This window comes from Streptomyces sporangiiformans (genome assembly GCF_005768555.2).
Classification (GTDB): domain Bacteria; phylum Actinomycetota; class Actinomycetes; order Streptomycetales; family Streptomycetaceae; genus Streptomyces; species Streptomyces sporangiiformans.
The window spans coordinates 62,711-83,092 of record NZ_VCHX02000166.1; the positions used below are offsets into that span (position 1 = coordinate 62,711).

General features: G+C 69.0%; 17 protein-coding genes and 1 pseudogene. 7 read left to right on the top strand and 11 right to left on the bottom strand.

Annotated elements, in window-relative coordinates; translation table 11 throughout:
* Positions 1 to 5: 5 nt before the first annotated feature.
* The 6 genes from FGD71_RS28300 to FGD71_RS28325 all read right to left on the bottom strand — a co-directional run bounded on the left by FGD71_RS28300 (position 6) and on the right by FGD71_RS28325 (position 6,531).
* Positions 6 to 890, bottom strand: coding sequence for an amidohydrolase family protein (locus FGD71_RS28300; protein WP_119103366.1), 885 nt, complete (start codon positions 888 to 890; stop codon positions 6 to 8).
* A 37-nt stretch (positions 891 to 927) separates the two neighbouring features.
* Complete coding sequence (locus FGD71_RS28305; protein WP_119103367.1) at positions 928 to 1,275, bottom strand: L-rhamnose mutarotase; 348 nt, start codon at positions 1,273 to 1,275, stop codon at positions 928 to 930.
* Entirely contained in the window at positions 1,272 to 3,287 is a 2,016-nt protein-coding gene (locus tag FGD71_RS28310; protein ID WP_119103368.1) for a DUF8034 domain-containing protein, read from the bottom strand. The genes FGD71_RS28305 and FGD71_RS28310 overlap by 4 nt, the downstream gene beginning before the upstream one ends.
* Before the next feature lie 103 nt (positions 3,288 to 3,390).
* Complete coding sequence (locus tag FGD71_RS28315) at positions 3,391 to 4,269, bottom strand: carbohydrate ABC transporter permease (protein WP_119103369.1); 879 nt, start codon at positions 4,267 to 4,269, stop codon at positions 3,391 to 3,393.
* The gene (locus FGD71_RS28320; protein WP_119103370.1) at positions 4,259 to 5,173 is read right to left on the bottom strand and encodes a carbohydrate ABC transporter permease; all 915 of its coding nucleotides are present in this window, start codon (positions 5,171 to 5,173) and stop codon (positions 4,259 to 4,261) included. Before FGD71_RS28320 ends, FGD71_RS28315 begins: the two co-directional genes overlap by 11 nt.
* Positions 5,170 to 6,531, bottom strand: coding sequence for an ABC transporter substrate-binding protein (locus FGD71_RS28325; RefSeq protein WP_119103371.1), 1,362 nt, complete (start codon positions 6,529 to 6,531; stop codon positions 5,170 to 5,172). The genes FGD71_RS28320 and FGD71_RS28325 overlap by 4 nt, the downstream gene beginning before the upstream one ends.
* A gap of 396 nt (positions 6,532 to 6,927) precedes the next feature.
* Here FGD71_RS28325 and FGD71_RS28330 point away from each other — a divergent pair, with 396 nt between their 5' ends.
* Positions 6,928 to 7,725 carry a FadR/GntR family transcriptional regulator gene (locus FGD71_RS28330; RefSeq protein WP_119103372.1) on the top strand — a complete coding sequence of 266 codons (798 nt, stop codon included), beginning with the start codon at positions 6,928 to 6,930 and terminating at the stop codon, positions 7,723 to 7,725.
* 381 nt (positions 7,726 to 8,106) lie between these two features.
* On the top strand, positions 8,107 to 10,158 hold the full coding sequence (locus FGD71_RS28335; protein WP_119103373.1) for a family 43 glycosylhydrolase: 2,052 nt from the start codon (positions 8,107 to 8,109) through the stop codon (positions 10,156 to 10,158).
* A gap of 337 nt (positions 10,159 to 10,495) precedes the next feature.
* Here the strand turns inward: FGD71_RS28335 and FGD71_RS28340 are convergent.
* The 4 genes and pseudogenes from FGD71_RS28340 to FGD71_RS28355 all read right to left on the bottom strand — a co-directional run bounded on the left by FGD71_RS28340 (position 10,496) and on the right by FGD71_RS28355 (position 15,291).
* A pseudogene (locus tag FGD71_RS28340) lies at positions 10,496 to 11,656 on the bottom strand (IS701 family transposase).
* A 289-nt stretch (positions 11,657 to 11,945) separates the two neighbouring features.
* The gene (locus FGD71_RS47535) at positions 11,946 to 12,107 is read right to left on the bottom strand and encodes a hypothetical protein (protein WP_162931239.1); all 162 of its coding nucleotides are present in this window, start codon (positions 12,105 to 12,107) and stop codon (positions 11,946 to 11,948) included.
* 124 nt (positions 12,108 to 12,231) lie between these two features.
* Entirely contained in the window at positions 12,232 to 13,608 is a 1,377-nt protein-coding gene (locus tag FGD71_RS28350) for a glycoside hydrolase family 43 protein (protein WP_119103375.1), read from the bottom strand.
* 255 nt (positions 13,609 to 13,863) lie between these two features.
* Positions 13,864 to 15,291 carry a glycoside hydrolase family 43 protein gene (locus FGD71_RS28355; RefSeq protein ID WP_119103376.1) on the bottom strand — a complete coding sequence of 476 codons (1,428 nt, stop codon included), beginning with the start codon at positions 15,289 to 15,291 and terminating at the stop codon, positions 13,864 to 13,866.
* 637 nt (positions 15,292 to 15,928) lie between these two features.
* Here FGD71_RS28355 and FGD71_RS49730 point away from each other — a divergent pair.
* From FGD71_RS49730 to FGD71_RS28375, 4 genes are all read left to right on the top strand, one after another.
* Positions 15,929 to 16,051, top strand: a complete 123-nt coding sequence (locus tag FGD71_RS49730; RefSeq protein ID WP_276147159.1) for a CPCC family cysteine-rich protein — start codon at positions 15,929 to 15,931, stop codon at positions 16,049 to 16,051.
* On the top strand, positions 16,048 to 16,779 hold the full coding sequence (locus tag FGD71_RS28365; RefSeq protein WP_119103377.1) for a HEAT repeat domain-containing protein: 732 nt from the start codon (positions 16,048 to 16,050) through the stop codon (positions 16,777 to 16,779). Before FGD71_RS49730 ends, FGD71_RS28365 begins: the two co-directional genes overlap by 4 nt.
* Before the next feature lie 3 nt (positions 16,780 to 16,782).
* Positions 16,783 to 17,199, top strand: a complete 417-nt coding sequence (locus FGD71_RS28370) for a DUF6000 family protein (protein ID WP_119103378.1) — start codon at positions 16,783 to 16,785, stop codon at positions 17,197 to 17,199.
* A gap of 371 nt (positions 17,200 to 17,570) precedes the next feature.
* A complete protein-coding gene (locus FGD71_RS28375; protein WP_338120085.1) occupies positions 17,571 to 19,064 on the top strand; it encodes an alginate lyase family protein in 1,494 nt (497 codons plus the stop codon).
* 179 nt (positions 19,065 to 19,243) lie between these two features.
* Here the strand turns inward: FGD71_RS28375 and FGD71_RS47540 are convergent, their stop codons facing one another.
* Positions 19,244 to 19,444, bottom strand: a complete 201-nt coding sequence (locus FGD71_RS47540; RefSeq protein WP_162931242.1) for a hypothetical protein — start codon at positions 19,442 to 19,444, stop codon at positions 19,244 to 19,246.
* A 363-nt stretch (positions 19,445 to 19,807) separates the two neighbouring features.
* Between FGD71_RS47540 and FGD71_RS47545 the strand changes: the two genes are divergently transcribed.
* Positions 19,808 to 20,218, top strand: coding sequence for a hypothetical protein (locus FGD71_RS47545; RefSeq protein WP_162931243.1), 411 nt, complete (start codon positions 19,808 to 19,810; stop codon positions 20,216 to 20,218).
* The last annotated feature ends 164 nt before the right edge of the window (positions 20,219 to 20,382 follow it).

A 20,382-nucleotide genomic window follows, 5' to 3' on the forward strand; every position in this document is an offset into this window, starting at 1 on the left:
GTACGTCAGCCGCGGGCGGGGAGGCGGTAGAAGGCGGTCGCGGTGCCGGCGAGGAGCGCGTGGATCTCGCTCTCCGCGCAGTCGGTGAGCAGTTCGTCCACGGTGGCGGCCCAGCGGTTCCAGCCGCCCGCGAGGTTGGCGACCGGCCAGTCGGAGCCGAACATCAGCCGGTCCGGGCCGAAGGACGTGAGCAGGACGTCCCAGACCGGGCGGATGTCGGAGGTGGTCCAACTGTCGTGGTCGGCCTCGGTGATGAGTCCCGACAGCTTGCAGACCACGTGCTCGTGCGCGGCCAGCCGTCGCACCTGCTCTCGCCACTTGGCGAGTTCGCGCCCGGCGATGTCCGGCTTGCCCGCGTGGTTCAGCACCTGGGGCAGGTCGGGGAAGCGTTCGGCCAGCCGGATCGCCTGGTCGAACTGGTTGCTGCGGACCAGGACGTCGTAGGAGAGCCCGCGGTCCCTCGCCGCCGCCAAGCCTCGTTCGACATCGGGGCGTAGCAGCCAGTCCGGGTCCGTCTCGCCCTGGACGAGGTGGCGCAGTGAACGCAGACGGGTGCCGCCCGGTCCGGCGAGCAGCCGGTCGAGCGTCTCGCCGATCGCAGGCGATGTGAGGTCCGCCCAGCCGACCACCGCCTCGATCAGCGGCTCCCGCTCGGCGAGGGCGAGCAGGTCCTCCGTCTCGGGCATCTCCGGCACGCACTGCACGGCCACCGTGCCGTTCAGGTGACGGCCCGCGACGGGGCGGGTCGCGGTGGAGCGCAGGTCGTCGGGGGTGAAGGTGCGGCGGATCGACGTCAGGCCGGGGTCGTCGAGCCAGGGCTGCGGGCGCCGTTCGAGGTCCCACAGATGGTGGTGGGCGTCGATGAGAACGGGGGCGGGGGCGGAGGGCATGGCGGTTCCAAGTCGGGTCGGTCCGGCGCGGTCCGTGTCAGACGGTGGCGTCCTCACCGGGCGGGTCGAGGTGCCAGATCTCGGTCAGTTCCGTCCACTGGCGGGAGTCGCCCCGGTCGGGCCAGGGCTCCTGGCAGGGGTCGGTGAGCTTCCACCACTCCCGGGTCTCGGCGTCGGCTTCCAGGACGGCCATGTCGGCGTCGAAGTCGTCGCCGTGGTACTCGAGGAAGGCGAACAGCACGTCGCCGTGGAGGAAGATGCTGAAGTTGCGGATGTGCGCCCGGTGCAGGGCGGCTTCCACGCCGGGCCAGACGGCCGCGTGGAGTCGCAGGTACTCCTCCCGGTGCTCGGGGCGGAGCCTGATGGTCTGCGCGATGCGCCTCATGCGCGTTCTCCTTCCGTGCCCTGGGAGGGCGGGCCCGCCGGGGTGTCGAACGGGGTGCGGTAGCTGGGGGTGCGGGAGCGCAGCTGGAGGCGCAGGGTGAGCCGGATACGGGTGGACGCGGGCAGCCGTACGGTCAGGAAGGCGCCGGCGCAGTCCTGCTCCGCCTCGGTGACGACCGGCTCGGTGTGGCCGTAGTCGTACATGTCGCCGATCCAGCCGTCGTCCCGGCAGGTGGTGTACCGGACGGCCGTGATGGTGTGCTCGGCGAAGGCGCCCGCCTGGACGATCACCGTGCGCTCGGCCTCGGGGGAGAGGTTCACCAGTTCGACGGTGGTCGCCTCCGGGTCGATGGAGGTGACCAGTGCGGCCACCTCCGGCGGCAGACCGGCGCGGCGGGCCTCGGCGTCGTGGTAGCGCAGCCGGGCCTGCTGAAGGCCGCCGTTGTAGAGCACCTGGGGTCCGCCCCAGGTCAGCTGGACGAGGGCTTCGGTGACCACGGGGTTTGACTGCTGCCACACGTGGATGTCGGCCTCGGGCACGTCCAGGTCGCGGTAGCGCTCGATGCGCCGCAGGCGGTGGCGGATCTGGGCCTGTGCGGTGGCGAGGATCCGCTCCGGGTAGCCGGGGTCGTCGCCGGCGAGGAACGCGAACCAGGCCTTCTCGTGCCCCGACTCCTCCTTGGCCCGGAACGGCCGCACGGTACGCCAGTCGATGCCGTCGGCCTCGCGCAGCCGCTCCAGCCGGGTGCGGTCTGCGTCGGAGGCCGTGTGGTGCCACAGGGCCACCGGCACGGGCGGGGTGAGCGGGTTGTAGTCGAACCAGCCCGAGTCGTTGTGCCGGAAGGGAAGGTGCGGTGTCGGCGTGTGGATGTCGGGGCCGAGTTCGACCCCCCACTTCGAGGGGAGGCTGGAGTCCGCCTCGGTGCGGGGCATCACCTTGGCGTGACCGATGAGGGTGTCGAGCGAGGTCGCGACCATGGAGAGGTAGTCGTCGTCCCCGGTGACCGTCGCCGCCGCGAGCGCCGCCACACAGGCCGCGTGACCCACGCTGTGCCAGCCGTGCGGCCAGGACCAGCCGTAGTGGCCGCCGTACCAGCGGCCCTCCAGCAGGCTGCCCACGACACCGTCCGGGCCGACGTTGTCCGGGACGAGGCCACCGTTGGCACGGGTGCGCTCGCGCCACGCGCCCACGTACTCGATGATCCAGTCGCGGTAGCGGTCCTCGCCCGACAGGATCCACGCGTTGAGGACCAGCCCGGCCGCGGCCAGGTTGACCGCGGTGTCGCCGACACCCATCCGGTCCCGCATCTGCGCGCCGAGCCGCGGATCCGCGGAGAGCGGGTACGGGCCGCCCTCCGCCTCGGGGATCCACTCCAGCGGGAAGCCGTACGTCTCCGCTTCCTTCGGCAGCCAGGGGTACACGTCGCCGTCGAACAGGCCCGTGCGGTCGGGGTCGCTGCCGTTGTGCGGGCGGGTGATGACACGGTGCTCGGGGTCGTAGTTCCCCTTGGCCTGGTCGACGTACAACTCGGCGAAGCGCAGCGCCCGTTCCGACCAGCGGTCGGGGGCGGCCATGCACAGGAAGTAGAGCAGCAGCAGGCTTTCGCCCTGGTGGAACCAGTCGTAGCCGCGCTCGAACTCGTCGTGCAGCATGCCGAGTTCGGTGAGCTGCCGGGTCACGCCCTCCCAGTGCTTCTCACTGGCCGGCAGCAGATCGTCCGCGCCGCCGAGGAGGTACAGCTGGGGCCAGTTGAAGAACACCTCGTAGAAGTCGTCCGCACCGTCGCGGGTGGTCAGCTCCCCGGTGTAGTTCAGCCGTCCGTCAGGGCCGGTGAAGTCGCGGGCGAAGCGCCGCCAGGCATGGTCGAGCAGGTCGAACAGCGCACGCTGCGACACGGCCCAGCCAGGCGGTTCGAGCACCGGTACCCCCGCCTCGATCTCGGGTGGCAGGGCCGGCTGCCCGGAGACCGGGGTGTCCCCACCCGAGGTGGGGCCGGACGAAGTGAAGGGCATGGGACGGAGCTCCGTTCGGGGTGGTGCGGGGTGCGCTCGCCGGGGACGACGGCCGGTGGACGACGCCGGATCGGGCATCAGGGCCGGGAGGGCAGGCCGGGGCCTACTCCTTGGTGGCGCCGGCGAGCATCCCGCTGACCAGGAAACGCTGGGCGAAGAGGAAGACGATCAGTACGGGTGTGATGGCCACGAGCGTCGCCAGGGCCAGCTGCGGCCGCTCGATCGCGAGGGTGCCGACGGCCGGATTGAAGGACGGCACATTGCTGAGCAGGGTCCCGACCCCCACCTGGATGGGCATCTGGCCGCTCTCGGGCAGCATCACGTAGGGCAGGAAGTAGTTGGTCCAGTTGGCGACGAAGCTGAAGAACCCGACGAGCGCGATCACCGGTGTCGCCAGCGGCAGCGCGATGTGGCGGAAGACACCGAACTCCGAGCAGCCGTCCATCCGTGCCGCCGCCAGCAGATCCTTCGGTACCGCGGTGGTGAAGTAGATGTACGTCAGATACACGCCGAACGGGTAGAACGAGTACGGCAGGATGATCGACCACATCGTGCCGATCAGTTGCACCGCGTTGATCTCCAGGAACAGCGGCACCACCAGCGTGGCGGTCGGCATGAGCATCACGACCAGGGTCGACACGAGCAGGGCGTGCCGGCCGCGGAACTCGGTCATGGCCAGCGCGTAGCCCGCCGGGATGGCCACGCAGAGCGTGATGACCAGTGAGATCAGCGCGTACAACGTCGAGTTGCCGAGCCACTGCAGGACGGCGTTGTCCTGGAACGCGGTGAGGGCGTCCCAGTTGGCCCTGAGGGTGTGCCAGGAGCCGAAGGAGAGCGGGCTGCCGTGGACGAGTTGCTGATCGGTCTTGGTCGCCGCGAGGACGAGCCACAGCACCGGCAGCACGAAGAACACCAGGAAGACGAGCAGGACGGAGCCGGTCAGCAGACGGGGCACGAGGCGGCGCGGGGAACTAGTCGGCATCGAAGAACCCCGACCGTGCGACGAAGACGGCGGCGGCCGACACACTGACGACCAGGAGCTCCACCGAGACGGCGGCGGCGCCGTTGACGTTGTTCATCTGGAAGGCGAAGTCGTACGTCAGCTGGTTCAGCGAGTAGTCGCGTCCGGCCACGCCCACACTGGCGAGGGACAGCAGCTGCGGCTCCACGAAGAGCTGCGCACCGCCCGCGAAGGCCAGTATCACCATGTACACGATCCACTTGCGGAGCATGGGGATCTGGATGTGCCAGGCGGTCTGCCAGGCGCCCGCGCCGTCGATGCGCGCGGCTTCCATGACGTCGGTGGGGATGTTGTTGAGCGCGCCGTAGATGACGACGATCCAGCCGCCCGCGCCGGTCCAGAACGCGATGACCGTGAACAGCAGGGGCAGGTTGCCGGGCGCGATCACCTCGCCGAAGGTGTCGAACCCCAGCGTGCCCAGCAGCGAACTGACCGGGCTCACCGTCGGGTCGAGCATGAACAGCCACACCAGCACACTCGCGGCGCCGGCGAGCGCTCCGGGGATGTAGAAGAGGAAGCGCAGGGACCTGCTGAGGGAGCCCGAGGCGAGGCGGTGCAGCAGCAGCGCCAGGCTCACCACGAACACCACGAGGGAGACCAGCCAGAACAGCAGGTACAGCGCGACATGGCCGACGGCGTCCATGAAGCGGAAGTCCTGTGCGGTGGTGACGAAGTTGCTGAAGCCGGTGAAGGTGCCCCCGGCGTCGGTGAACGCGAAGTACACGGCGTACCCGGTAGGCAGGATGCCGAACGCGATCAGGAGCAGCACGTAGGCCGCGACGAAGGCGATGCCGGCCCGGCTCTGCCGGTCGGTGCCGCTGAGGCGCCGACGGGCGGAGCCGGACGCGGAGTGGCCGAGGGTCACTGCTCGACCTTGTATCCGTTGGACTTGGCGTGCTTGACGATGGAGTCCTGCCAGGCCGGCAGCATCGAGACGATGGACTTGCCCTGGGTCAGGCCCGGCTTGACGGTGGCCGCCCAGATCGCCTCCTGGCTGAACTGGCCCGAGCCCCACTCCGGCCACACCTGGGAGGCGGCGGCGGAGAGCGCGCTCAGGTCGCCGGCGAAGTAGCCGGAGGCGTCCTGCTGCTTCAGCCATGCCTCGGCCGCCGGCGCGTAGGCCGGGAAGCCGGGCGACTTCTCCGCCTGGTAGGCGTTGTCGGTGGTGACCCACTTCAGGAAGTCGGTGGCCGCCTTGAGGTGGGTGGAGTGCTGGGACAGCAGCCAGGTGCCGCCGCCGACGTTGCCGGTGGACGGCGCGTCGTCGCCCTGCCACTGCGGCATGGGCGCCGCCCCGATCTGCTGGGCGGGGACCTTGAGGGTGTCCTTGAAGACCGCGCCGCCGTACCAGGCCGGGCCCGGCATGAGCAGGATCTTGTCGGCCTTGTTCTTGCCGAAGTCGGTGCTGAAGACGCCGCTGATGGACATGGACTTGTTCTTGATCAGCACGTCCAGGAGCGTGGCCATCCTGGTGCAGTTCTCGCTGGTGGTGTTCACCGACACGGACTTGGGGCCGGTGATGTGGTTGGCGCCGCACTTGCTCGCCCACAGATAGATCTCGGGGGTGAAGGAGTCACCCGCGTCACCGACGAGATAGCCCGGATGCTCCTTGGCCACCTTCGTGCCGAGCTTCTGGTACTCCTCCCACGTCGTCGGCACCGTGTAGCCGAACTTCTTCATCAGCGGGGCGTTGTACCAGAGCACCGCCTGGGAGAGGTCGTTGCGCAGACAGTAGACGGTGCCGTCGACCGTGCAGACGTCGTTGGCGCCCTTGGCGAACTTCCCCAGGGTCGACTCGGAAATCAGACCCTTGTTGAGCGGAGCGGCGAAGCCCGCGTCGACCGCCCAGGAGGTCTCGTTGTTCTGGGAGCTGAACACGACGTCCGGCCAGCCCTTGCCGGTGCGGTTGAACAACTGGACCTTCGTCTGCAGGTAGTTGGACCCGTTGGCGTTGCCGTCATAGCTGACGATGTCCAGCTTCACCTCCGGGTGCAGCTGCTGGTACAGCTTCGCGGCGTCCATCCGGGTCGCGTCCACCCAGACGGTCAACGCCCCGTCCTTCTGCGGCGCCTGGGCGAAGCCGTCCTTGGTGGTCTTACCGGCGGTGCCGCCGCCGCAGGCCGTCACGGTCAGCAGCACAGTGACCGCGCACCCGGCCAGCGATGCCGCTCGCTTCCTGCCGAGGGCTCTCTTCGGGCTGGACGAGGACTGGTTGACGGTCATGAGTGACTCCACTGGGTGTGCGGGTGCCCCGAGCAGATGGGGCAGGCGGCGCGAGCGGGTGGGCGAGTGACGCGAGCCGGGACGACGCTGGGCCGGCCCGGAAGGGCGACGGAGACGGAGGAGGCGGCTGTGCTGCGATCGGCGTGGAAGAAATTAGCCGCCTTATCGAGTGGTACGTCAAGGGTGCGTGCAACGTTCCCTCGCTGAATTTCCTGCGGCGAGCGAGCAGTTGTGCCAGCTGTGCCCGATAAAGGCTATTTATGCACTCGGATGGCCATGATCATCGCTGTGGATCTTGCTCGGAATGAGTACGACTTATATCTCCTGTGCGCTACGATGATGTCGGCTCCATCGCGATCAGTCGCGTGAGCAGAAGTCACCCGGGAGGCAGCGCAGATGGACGACACGCCAGCGATCGAAGCGGCCTTGCCGGCTCAAGTCCCTGCTGCCGTGCCCGCGGGGGTGGCCGGCTCGGACGAGCGGCGTGACTACCGTCCCGGGTACGAGATCGTGGCGGAGCGGATCCTCGCGTACATCGCCGAGGAGCGCCTGGCGCCGGGTGACCGGCTGCCCACGGAGATCGACCTCGCCCGGACGCTGGACACCAGCAGGGCGGTGGTGCGGGAAGCCGTCAAGATCCTTTCGGCGCTGGGTCGGGTACGGGCGCACAAGGGGCGGGGTCTGTTCGTCGCGGACGACGAAGGCATGCTCATCACCAGCCGGTGGGGAGGCTTCTTCCGCCCCGTCGACATCGATCACGTGCTGATGCTGTTCGAGTTCCGCAGGGTCCAGGAGATGGCCGCCAGCAGTCTGGCGGCCACCCGCGCCACCCCCTCGGAGCTGCGCACCATCGAAGTCGCCATGGAGCAGTGCCGGCACGGGTTCGTTCACGGTCAGGTCGACGTGTTCAACCAGGCGGACGAGGACTTCCACGCGGCCGTGTCGGCGGCCTCGCACAACACGTTCCTCGTCAGCGCCGTGCGGGACGCGCGACGCCTGCAGCGCCAGTCCAGCGCCATCGGTATCCACGACTCGTTCGGGGAGAACACCGAGGCGGCCATCGAGGAGCACGAGGCGATCTACCGGGCCATCCGTGACGGCCGCCCCGAGGAAGCGGCGCAGGCCACCGCGGCACACCTCGACCGAACCCTGGAGGACTACCGGCGCGAGATCCAGCGTCGTCTGTTCGGCTGACGCCGCCCGTCGGCGCGCCGTGCGCGCCCTGTCCCGGCCGCCGCACGTCCCGGAAAGACGCGGACGATCCGTTGACTTCTGTGCGGCAGGGACTCTAACTTCGGCGTCGATCGGTTCGACAAGCCGCCAGTTGTTCGATATATCGACCAAGGTCGTTCCGTCAGTCGCGTGTCCCAAAGGATCGTTGCCCAGGCGTCCGGGGGTCTGCCTTCGTCATGCCGCCACCACCCCCGCGCAGCGCGGGTGAGGGGCGTCAGCCCGCTGGGACGCGGCACGCACGACGCGAAGGCCGTGTCCCTTCCATGTTCTCCCTCCCGCGTTCTCCCCGCGGTGTGCACCCACCGCTCCCGCACGTGATGACCTCCAGCCAAGGACTGCATCGTGGACCTCACCAGAAGACAACTCGGCCGGCTCGCCGCGGTCGGTACCGGCGCCCTCCTCCTCCCGGGCCTGCTCCCGTCGAGCACGGCGGCGGCAGACTCGTTTCCGGCCACAAAGTGGGGTGACCAGGGCGACGGCACGTACGCCAACCCGATCGTCCCGGCCGACCTGAGTGACTGGGACTGCATCCGGGTCGGCTCCGACTACTACGGCATCACCAGCACGTTCGGACACTCGCCCGGCATGGCCGTCCTGCACTCGAAGGACCTGGTCAACTGGCGCACGCTCGGCGGCTCGGTCGACGACGTCACCCGCATCGGACCGGAGCTGAACTGGGACCGGATGAACCGCTACGGCCGCGGTGTGTGGGCCGGGGCCATCCGCTACCACGCGGGGCGGTACTGGGTGTACTTCAACACCCCCGACGAGGGCTTCTTCATGACGTCGGCCCCGTCACCGACCGGGCCCTGGGAGCCGTTGCACTCGATGTGGCGGACCTCCGGCTGGAACGACGTGTGCCCGTTCTGGGACGACGACGGCCAGGGCTACCTGGTCACCACGCACTACTCGGACAACTACAAGATCCACCTCTACAAGCTGTCCGAGGACGGCAAGTCGCTGGTCGGCCCGGCCCCGGTGATCCACCAGTCGAACCGCAGCGAGGCCAGCAAGCTGTACAAGATCGACGGTGTCTACTACCACCTGTTCAGCGAGGTGAAGCCCGAGGGCCGGGTCCTCATGATGAACCGCGGTTCCAGCCTCTACGGCCCCTTCGAGACCCGGCAGCTGCTGCACGTCAACACCTCGGTCGACCGCGAGCCCAACCAGGGCGGGCTGGTGCAGACCCCGGGCGGCGACTGGTACTTCGTGACCCACCACGGCCACGGCGGCTGGGAGGGGCGCGTGCTGTCCCTGCTGCCGGTGACCTGGGTGGACGGCTGGCCGATCATCGGCACGGTGGGCTCGGACGGCATCGGCACCATGGCGTGGACGGGTCAGTTGCCCGCCATCGGCACCCCTGGCCTCCCCGTCGACGCGTTGCCCGCCGTCGTGACCAGCGACTCGTTCACCGGCACCCGCCTCAAGCCGCAGTGGGAGTGGTACTACCAACCCCGCGCGGGCTACTGGTCGTTGACCGAACGCCCCGGCTATCTGCGGCTGAAGGCGTTCGCACCGCTGGCCGGGGACAACCTGATGAAGGTGGGCAACACCCTCACCCAGCGAGTGCTGCGCACCGCGGGCGGCGCCACGGTGACCGTCCGCCTCGAACTGGCCGGCCTCGCCGATGGCCAGCACGCCGGGCTGTGCCACTACGCCGCCACCTACGCCGGACTGGGTGTCCGACGCTCCGGGACCACCACCACGATCGAGCACAACGCAGGCGGCACGCTGACCAGCGGCGCGGCCATCACGCAGAACGCCGTGTGGCTGCGCACCACGTGGGACGTGAACGGGGTCAGCCGCTTCTCCTACAGCCTCGACGGGAGCACGTTCACCCAGGTCGGTGGCACCTACCAGCTCACCTGGGGCGGCTACCGCGGCGACCGGATCGGCCTGTACACCTACAACCCGGGCGGCACCGGTCACATCGACGTGGACTCGGTGCAGTACACCATCGCCCCCGCGCGGACGTACACATGCGTCAGCGTGCGCAGCGGCAAGGTGGCCGACGTCTCCGGTGGGTCCGGCGCGGACGGCGCCGCCGTGATCCAGTGGACCGACAAAGGCGCGACGAACCAGCAGTGGGCCTTCCAGTCCACGGCAGACGGCTACCACACCATCACCTGCGTCCGCAGCGGCAAGGTGCTCGACGTGGCCGGATCCTCCACGGCGGACGGCGCGCGGGTCGTACAGGCGACCCCCGACGGCAGGGCCAGCCAGCAGTGGCAGCTGCGCCCGCTGTCCGGCGGTGTGTTCCAGGTGGTCAACCGCAACAGCGGCAAGGTGCTCGACGTCACCTCCGGCAGCACGGCCGACGGCGCCGCGCTGATCCAGTACGCCGACCGGGGCAGCACCAACCAGCAGTGGACGTTCCGCCGGGTCACCGGCTAGACCTACATCGATTCCGCCCGCCGGCTGATACGAGCCGGCGCGGCCGCGGCCCGGCCCGGCGGCTCCTTCGCCGTGGGGCCGGCCGTCACGCATGGGACACGGTGTCCGGTGGCCCCGAGGACACCGTCCCCGCGACCCGACCACGGTCCTAGTACTGCAACGGTGTCTGTCCTGATTGCTGGGCAGTTTCAGGGGCTGTGTCCGCGTCGTCTGTAGTGACTGGTGCGGGCTTGGTGCTGGCGTCGTCGGCGCCATGTCGACCAGTGCAGGATGTGGTCGATGGGGGTGGGGCGACGATCGGTGAGTCGGGTGATCAGTCGTCGTATCTCGGCGAGACTCACCTGGATGAGCTGGGAGGATCCGTTTCTGCTTTCTCCGTGTCCAGTTGGCGGGCCCGCAGGACGGTGAGGAAGGCGTGGGCGGCCATGGCGAGGGTCATGTGGCGGTGCTAGCCCGGATAGCGGCGGACCTGGTAGTCGTCCAGGCCGCACTCCTGCTTGGCGGTCTGGAAGCACTCCTCCACCGCCCAGCGGCTGCCCGCGACACGGATTAGCTGCTCCAGGGTGGTGTCGGCGGGACAGTAGGCGATGTAGTAGGAGATTTCCTCGGGTCTGCTCACGCTGCGGCGGGCGATGACCCAGTGCCGACGGTCTTCGCGGTGCCAGGGCCTCACCTCGACGCGGGCCCAGTCGTAGATCCGACGGCCATGTGCTCCCTCGCCGCAGGAACGGCGCTTCCACTTCTGCCGTGGCAGGGCGGGAAACAGATCGTGGACGGGGTGGTCGATGGCCCAGCGGGTGACGACCGTGTCGTGCCGGGTGGTCGCCATCACGTGGAAGACATCGGCCTGCTCGAGTTCGAACCGCCAGCCCTTGCTGAACCCGTAAGCGGCATCTGCGGTCACCCACCGAAACGGGATCCGGTCCGTGATGGCCTTGCGGACCATCGCCTTGGCCATGACCACCTTCGTCTCAAAGGCGATCTCGTCGCCGATGCCGGCCCGCCGGCAGCGTTCCCGGTCGTCCGTCCACGACGTGGGCAGATACAGCCGTCGGTCGATCAGGGTGCGTCCGCGGCCGGTGGCGTAGGCGAGGAAGACGCCGATCTGGGAGTTTTCCGTGCGGCCCGCGGTGCCGGAATACTGCCGCTGCACCCCTGCCGAGCGGGTGCCCTTCTTCAAAAAGCCGGTGTCGTCGACGATGAGCACCGCTTCGAGGTCACCGAGGTTGTCGACCACGTAGCGGCGCACGTCGTCGAGGACCTCGTCGGCGTCCCACTCGATCCGGTTCAGCATCCGCTGGATACGGTCCGGCCCGCCATGGCCCGCCTCCTCGGCCAGCGTCCAGCCGTTCTTGCGCTGCAACGGAGCGATCAGCCCCCGCATATAGGCCAGCGCCGACTCCCGCGGCTCCGACCGGTTGAACCGGTGCACGAACCGCCCGTGCACCACATCCAGTTCACTCGCCCAGACACGCACATCAGCAAGGTTCCCACCCATAACCACACCAACGACGCACCTGGCCAGCAGTCACGGTAGACACCGTTGCAGTACTAGGGGCTGTCGTCAAACTCCCGTCGTCGCCCGGAGGGCGGCCCTGCGGCGTCCGGTGCGTGTTCTCGGCGCGCAGGGCGGAAGTCCTCGTACTGGGCGTACTCGGGCTCTCGCCCGGCGTGGAGAGTGGGGGTACCCCCTGCTCGAAGAGCTTGGGGGAGCGTGCCGGGCGTCGCGGGGCTGGGGCACCTCCCACGCCTTTAGGGCAGTGGGGGAGGGAGTCTGCCGACAGCCCCTACAACGCCACGAACCACAGCAGGGCGAGAACCCCCGCCCCGGCCGCCGTCATCAGCATGTTGCTGCGCTTGTGCCCCAGCCAGAGCAGGAGCACCGCGGCGGCGACCGTGAGTACCCGCACCTCACCGTTGAACACGAGCAGCACCCCGAGAATCGGCAACGCCCCCCATATGAGTCCCCCTCCCCCGACCTGCCGGCCTCCCTCTCCGAGAGCTGCCCACGCGAAGAGATCGACATCCCCCGCACCACCACGAGCCGGGCGCACTCGGAGCGTGCGCGTCACCTCAGTACCAGACGGAGAACGTGGCGTCGGCTCTGCCGGTGGCGGTGGAGATCGGGTCGATGCGCAGTTGGTAGGCGTAGTGGCGGATGTAGCGGTCCGGGTGGCTGTGGGAGCGGAACGACGACCAGGACGGGTCGGCGAGCCCGGCGGTCCTGTGGAAGGTGGCGTCCTGGGCGAACCTCGTGGTGCCGTCGTTGGCGTCCAGCCGCAGCTGGTAGAAGGAATGCCGCAGATAGCGGGTCGGCTGGTTGAGGGACTGGAAGGAGACGCCGGAGGGGTCGGCCAGCCCCGGCACCAGCTTCCATTGCGAGTCGGTGTAGGGGTCGAACGGGTACGGGTCGATGCGACCGATGTAGTCGGCGTGCCGCCAGTATCTGTCCGGGAAGTTGTAGGACTTCAGCCGGTTCCAGGCAGGCTTTCCCCACTTGGCGACCATGTTGTCGTACACCGTCTGGGAGATCGGCTTGATGTCGGCGTGCTTGGAGTTCAGCGGCTGGGTGTAGACGCGCCGGTCGGTGGCCGTCCAGGTGCCGGTGGAGAGGTCGTTGGTCTGCCAGGTGTAGAAGAGCGCGTTGGCGTCGCCCCACAGGTACCAGGTGCCGGAGGCCTGGGCGAGGATCGGGCCCTCGATGCCTCCCTGCGGCGCCAGGCCCGAGGTGAACTGGGTGAAGCTGCCGGGGGCGAGGGAGGTGGACCTCGCACCCACCAGGCTGTTGCGGCCCTTGTAGTACAGGTAGTTGACGCCGTTCACGTCCTTGGCCAGGGTGCCGTCGATGATGTCGTAGCCCGGGTCGAAGAAGACCTGCGGTGCCGTCACCGTCTGGAAGTCCGTGGTGTAGTTCACCATGATCACGTTGTGTCCGCTGCTGTTGACGGCCGAGTAGATGAGGGCGTACTGGCCGCGGGAGGGGTCCCAGAAGGCTTCGGGCGCCCAGGTGTGGGTGGCCATGTCGTGCAGTTTCAGCAGACGGTAGTTGTCGAAGGAGCGCAGGTCGGCGGAGTCCCAGACGTGGATGTACGGGGTCTTCTTGGTCCAGTCGGTGCCCTTCAGATTGGTCGCCATGACGACGAAGGTGCCGTCCTGCTTGGGCAGGATGAAGGGGTCGCGCAGACCGCCGTCGCCCGCGGTCGGGGTTACGACGGGGTTGTTCTGGTTCAGCGGCATCCATTGCAGCGCGTCGGTGCTGACCGCGAGGTGCAGGCCGTAGTCCGTGCCGAGGTTTCTCGGTGACTGGGTGAAGTAGGCCATGACGAACGGGGAGGTCGTCGCGGCGCTCGCGGACCGGCTGCCGAGGGTCAGCACGCCGGTGGTGGACAGCGGCACGGCCGCGGCCATGCCGAGGAAGAGCCGGCGCGACGGGAGGGGTGTTGCACTCATCTGGTGCCTCCGGGGCGTAGGAAAGGTGCGGGCGGATCCAGAACCTGTGGGCGGCCCCGGCCTGGAGCCGCCCACAGGTTCGATCCCTCGTCAGCTCCACGGAGCCGCGGTGAGCCAACTGGTGCCTGGGCCCACGCTCTCGTGTTGTCCCAGGCCTTGGTGCCGCCATTAGGGCCGTGCGGACGTGGGGGGGGGTGGGGTGACGCATCCGTGCCGGCGCCGACCTGGGGGCGCCGGCGCTCCTGGCGATGCGGGTCAGTCCGTCACACGGAAGGTGGCGTCACTGCGGGCTGTCGCGGTGGTGATCGGGTCGAGGCGCAGTTGGTAGGCGTAGTGGCGGATGTAGCGGTCGGGGAAGTTGTACGACTGGAACGACGACCAGGTCGAGTCAGCGAGGCCGGCGACCTTCCGGAAGGTCGCGTCCGCGGCGAACTGGCTGCTGCCGTCGTTGTGGGCCAGCTGGAAGTCGTAGTTGGAGTGGCGCAGGAAGTAGCCGGGGTAGTTCACCGACTCGAAGGAGACGGTGCCGGAGCCCGTCAGGCCGGGCCTGATCCGGAACTGGGAGTCCTCGACGGGGCTGACGTTCGGGTCGATGCGCACGTCGAAGTTGGTGTGCCGTACGTAGCGGTCCTGGAAGTTGTACGACTGGAGCCGCTGGGCAGGGGTGTTGGGCCAGCGGGCGAGCACGCGGCTCTCCTCGGCGGCCGTGAGGGTCATGATCGCGCCGTGGCGCTTCGGGGTGCCGCCCATGTCGTAACTTGCCGCATCCTGAAGCCGGTAGGAGCTGACGCTGAACGGGTTGGTGGTCAGGATCGGCCTGTATTCGCGTACGCCTTGCGGGTTGTTGTAGTCGATGTAGAGGGCCCACTCATTGCGGTCCCTGAACTTCATCCAGACCGGGCCTTCGACCACGTTGCCGGTGAGGCCGATGCTGGAGAGGTTGCCGAGGTTGGTCCACGTCCCCAGGATCGAGTTGCTGCCCTCGACGTTGTTCTGGCCGTCGCCGGAGACCCTCAGGTAGCGGTAGGGGCCGGTACCGGCGGGCACCTCGGTCATCTGGGTGTCGACGACCGGGGTGCTGCCGGGCGGGTCGATCCAGATCTGCGGGGTGGTGATGGTGCGGAAGTCCTTGGTGCGGGCGGAGTAGATGCGGTACTTGAAGATGCCGTTCACCGTGGCGTTCGTCGCCCAGTACAGGACGTAGTCGTTGGTCTCGGGGTTCCAGATCGCCTCCGGCGCCCACGCGTTCTTTCCGCCGGGGATCAGTCCGGCGGCGCCGAGTAGCCACGGCTTCGACCAGGTCACCAGGTCGGTCGACTCCCACACCACGAAGTTGGGGCTGCCGTTGGTGTACGTCGAGCCGCAGCGGACGCACAGGTCGGTCGCGATGATCCAGTACTTGCTGCCGTCGGGGGAACGCACCAGTGCGGGGTCGCGCACCCCCTTCGTGCCGATCTTGGAGTTGAGGATCGGCGCTCCGCCGTTGAGGTCGTTCCAGTGCAGGCCGTCCGTGCTGTGCGCGAGGTACAGCATCTGACCGGTCGCGGAGTCGCCGGTGAAGTGCACCATCAGGTAGCCGGGGTCGGCGGCGGCCGCCCGCTGGGGTGTGGTGAGGGCTTGGCCCGTGAAGAGGAGACAGACGGCGAGCAATATCACCGTCAGCCGGGCGCGGAGCGCAGACATCGGATCTCCTGTCGGGTGCGGGTGCCACCGCCGGGCGAAGGGGGAGCGGGGTGGCGGGGAACTTGGTCTCGGATTGGGCGGGACAGGACCCGGACACCGCGCGGGCCGGAAAGGGGGATCCGAACGACGGTGTTTCACCGCTTCGCCCAGGGCGCCGTGGTGACGGCGGGTCAGGGCGCGCGAGCACGTGCGTCCGCCCAGGTGGGGCGGTTGCGGCACGGGCCGGGTGTCTGTGCTTCTCAGCGCCTGTGAAGGCGTTTCAGGTGGGCGGCGCTTCGGCCGGAAGCCTTCATAACCAACTCACTGTCCAATCAGGCACGTTGAACGATATATCGAACAGTGTTCGCGAAATCGGGCAGAGGCTAAATCCGGAAAAGAGAGCGCGTCAATACATCCGACACATCCGATTAACCGAACGTACAAATGAGCGATCCGGCACTCACCCGGCCCCCCTGGGCGTGGCGCGCGACGGGAGACGCGACGCGGCACGTCCGATCAGGACCGACGGGCCCCGTCGCCGCACAGGACCGACCGCGACTACCGGCGATCGACACCCCCCGAGCCGGACGCGAACGAGGGCGCGACAGCGCGGAGAAATCCATGGCACACCGGCCGGACCGGCGACGAGACTGCTCGAATGAGCGCCTCTTCCCCCTGCCCCTGCCGCGGGCAGCGCGTGCTGGAAGCGATGCCCGGCTCGTACGAGATCCGCCCCGTCTGCTGGTGGCTCCCCACGCCCTGGCGCCGGGACCACCCATGACCACGCACGTCGAGAGACTCGTCCAGCAGCTCGACGACGCGACCGGCCCGTCGTACGACGCCCGCGCGGAACTGATCGACATGGGCGCCGACGCCCTCCCCGCCCTCATCGACGGGCTGCCCTCCCTCGGCGGCTTCGGGCAGCTGACCGCCATCGAGGTCTTCGAGGAGGTGGGCGACCCCCGCTGCGGTCCCGCCCTCATCGGGCTTCTGAACAGCGACAACCCGACCGTCCGCGAATGGGCGGCCATGGCCTTGGCGAGCCTGGACGTCGAGGGTGCGGCCGAGCCCCTGCGCCGCGCCCACCGCGCGTGTCTGGAACATGCGACTCCGCCCGACTGGACCGAGCCGGACGGCATTCGCTGGGCCCTGACCGAACTGGGCGCACGCACCCCTGTCGTCCCGCCGCTCACCGCACGCCTCCGAGCCACCGCGGCGGACGACGTCCCCCGCTGGCCCTCGGCTCACTTCACCGACATCATCAACGACCTGGCCGACCACGCCCAGGTGATCCTGTACTCCCAGTTCTGGCAGCTGGACGCCGGCCGCGAGTACGGCATCCCCGGCACCACCCTGGACTGGGAACTCGACTGGACCGCGCCCTGGGAGCACCTGGTCGAAGAGTCCCGCACCTGGTCCCTGCGGGAAGCCTCAGAAGCCCCCGTCGGCGACGGCATCTTCGTCGCCCCGTCCTGGATCGACCGCAGCGACCTGCACCCGGAGAGGTGACCGATGCCGTTCCAGCACCCCGAGGAGATCGGCTACGGCCACGTGATCGAGCGCTACGTGACGGGGAAGGACTCGGACCACCCGCGCTACCTCGAACTGAACAGCGCGCGCGTCCTACGGCCGGGGTGGCCGCACGCCGAACGCTTCGCCCGCCACCTGATCGAGGACGCCGCCACGATCACCGACGCCGAGCTGGAAGCCCTCCTCGCCCACGAATGGCGCTCGCGCCTCACCGCCGCCTGGCTGATCGGTGTAGGCCGGCGGGCGAGCTTCCGCGAACGCGTCGTCGACCTCCTGCTCCTACCGGTACCTCGCCGGACTCCCCCTACGCGGTGCCGTGATCTGGATCCGCAGCCTCCGACCAACGTGATCCGAGTACAGGGCTATCAGGCTCGGACGTGTCTCCTATCGCTGCCATAGCCATACGATGCCAGCACTGCCCGCGAAGTGCCCGGAATGTGGACCGCCCCTGGCAGATTGCCCTGTGGGTTGAAACGTTGCTCGTGCCGTTGCCCCGGTGACGGGGGAGCGCCCCTGCGTTCCGCGTCGCGGATGACATCGAGGCCGTCTGTCTTCACCTGGAGTTGTAGGCCCACGGGGTTGTTCCTGGGAGCGTCCGCCATCGTCGACCTGCCTGTCCAGATGCGTCCGGGTGACGCTGAGTCCCATGACGGAGGACCGTCAAGACCAGCTGCCTTTCATCGGTGGTGCCCACTTTTGTGTTATCGCCCGCTCCGTATCACGTCTCCCTACGTAGGCACTGCCCCCACAAGAGCCCGAGGAACGACACAGTGACACTTCAGATCAGCCGACGCAGCATGCTCAAGGCCGCTGGAGCGGCGACCGGCGCGGTCGCCATCGGTACCGGCACGGGCGTGTCCGCCTCCCCCGCGACGGCGGCGAGCACGTCCTTCGTGCACCCCGGGATGCTCCACACCCGGGCCGATCTCGAGCGCATGGCCGCCAAGGTGAAAGCGGGCGCCGCCCCCTACACGGCGGGTTTCGCCAAGCTCACCCTCACCACCGGCCGCCACTCGCAGAGCGCATGGCGGCCCAACCCGCAGGTGACCCCGATCCGGGGAGGGGGCGGCGTCCAGAACTACGGGGCCCTCTACCGCGACATCCACGCCGCCTACCAGAGGGCGCTGCGCTGGAAGATCACCGGCGACACCGCACACGCCGACACCGCGCGGGACATCTGCAACGCCTGGTCGGGGACGCTGAAGGGCATCGGCGGAGGCTCCGAAGTCGTGCTCCTGGCGGGCATCTACGGGTACCAGTTCGCCAACGTCGGCGAGCTCATGCGCGGCTACCCCGGCTTCGACCTGGCCCGTTTCCAGGACATGCTGGTCAAGCACTTCTATCCGATGAACCGCCACATGATGTACCGCGAGACCAATTGCATCGGCCACTACTGGGCGAACTGGGACCTGTGCACCATGGCCTCGACCATGGCCATCGGGATCCTCTGCGACGACCGGGCCAAGTTCGACGAGACGGTGGACTACTTCTACAACGGCGAAGGCAACGGCGCGCTGGCCAAGGCGATCCCCTACGTCTACAACGACGTGGGCCTGGCCCAGTGGCAGGAGAGCGGGCGCGACCAGGCCCACTCCATGATGGGCATCGGCCTGATGGGCACCATCTGCGAGATGGCCTGGAACCAGGGCGTCGACCTCTACGGCGCGGACGACTCCAGGTTCCGCAAGGCATGTGAGTACGTCGCCCGGTACAACCTCGGCTACGAGGTGCCCTATACCCCCTACACCTGGAAAAACGGCGTGCACTGCGTGGAAACGGTGCAGAACACCATCTCCGAAGGCGGCCGTGGCGGTGGGCGCCCGGTCTGGGCGCGGGTCTACAACCACTACGTCAACAGGCGCCGCATGGCCATGCCGAACACCCGCGAGATGATGGCCCGCAGCGGGCCCGAGGGAGGCGGCGGCCACTACGGCCCGAACAGCGGCGGATTCGACGAACTCGGCTTCGGCACACTGGCGTACACCCGGGACAAGGCCACCGCGGCCGAGGCGGCGGCCTCACCGTCCCCGTCGAAGTCGACGGCCGCCAAGTCCGGTACCTCCGGGTCGTCCGGTTCGTCCAAGTCCCCGGCCGGGCAGTCCTCCGGGGACGTCAGCGCCCAGGGCGGAAAGAGCGACGAGGACCTGGCCGCCACCGGCGCCTCGGACCTCGCTCTGTGGACGGCCGCGACCGGCGTCACCGCGGTAGCCGGCGGCCTCCTGCTGCTCCGCCGCCGCGGCCAGGCCCGCCGCGACGCGGAGTGACACCCGCGGTGACAGACCACAGTCGGGCTCCCTGCACGCGCTGTGCGCTACCGCACGCGGTTCGGGTTCGGGCCTCCTCCGGGACGGTCGACCCCGCCGCTCCCGGGGCGCTGGAGAGCCCGCCGCCCTCCCCCCCCACGTCGAAGTGTCCGTTGCGGAAGACGGCTCTGCCCGTCTGGTCAACGGCCACCTCGCTGTCGGGGCTGCCGGACGGCCGGCTGAGGTTCCGGCACTCCGCCTCGGGGCGTGAACTCCTCGCCGACAAGTCCCCGTACACCCATCATCCCGGCCCCCGCGTCCATGCCGTCGGCGGCCGGACGGAACAGCACTTCGAGGCCTACGGCGGCGAGCGGCTGCACGGACTTGGGCAGCAGCTGCACGGGCTCCTCTCGCCCAGCCGGAGACGGACACCTTCACCGAAGAGTCGAGCAGGGCGCGGCGGGACTCGGGCAGCTCGGCGACGCGCCAGGCGGCCGCGCCCAGCAGCAGCGCGGTGCGCGGGTCGGTGGTGCGCAGCACGTCTGCCACGTCGGCGACCTGGCGGGCCGCTTCCTGGGTGCGCCGGCGCGCGTTGTCGGCGTAGGCCTGCCAGACGGCGAGGGCCGTCAGCAGCGCCACCGCCAGGACGGCGGACAGCGACACGGTCAGGATGCGGTGCCTGCGGGCCGCCGCTCCGCCGCCCGGGCGTCCGGCGCGGCGGACAGGAAGTCCCGCTCCGGCAGCGTCAGCGCGAGGTCGGCCGGGTGGTCCGGGAACAGCTCCTCGGCGCGGGCCAGCCGGTTGCCCCGGTACAGGTCGCCCTGGTCATCGCCGAGCGGGCCGAACTGGAAGAGCTGCGGTCACAAAAGCTGGAGCGGGCCGAGTACGAGGCCGACCGCGCCCGGCGCTGCTACCACCTCGCCGAACCCGAAAACCGCCTGGTCGTGCGCCAGTTGGAGAGGGAGCGGGAGACCTCACTGGCCAACCAGCAGAAACTCCGCGAGGAGCATGACCGCTTCACCCGTACCAGCCCCGCGTCCTCCCCCCGGCCGAGCGGCAGACCATCACCGCTCTGGCCAGTGACATCACCGGGCTGTGGCATGCGAAGACCACCACGGTCACGGACCGCAAGGAGATCGTCCGCGCGATCGTCGACAAGGTCGTCGTCACGGTGATCGGCACCAGCGAACGCGTGAAGGCGACCGTCGTCCGGGCCGGCGGCGCCACCACGTCGGGCGAGCTCGTCCGCCCGGTCCAGCGGCTCAACTAGCTGTCGTACTACCCGCAACTGGTCGACCGCATCCGTGAACTCGCAGGCCAGGGCGTTGGCGCCAGCGGA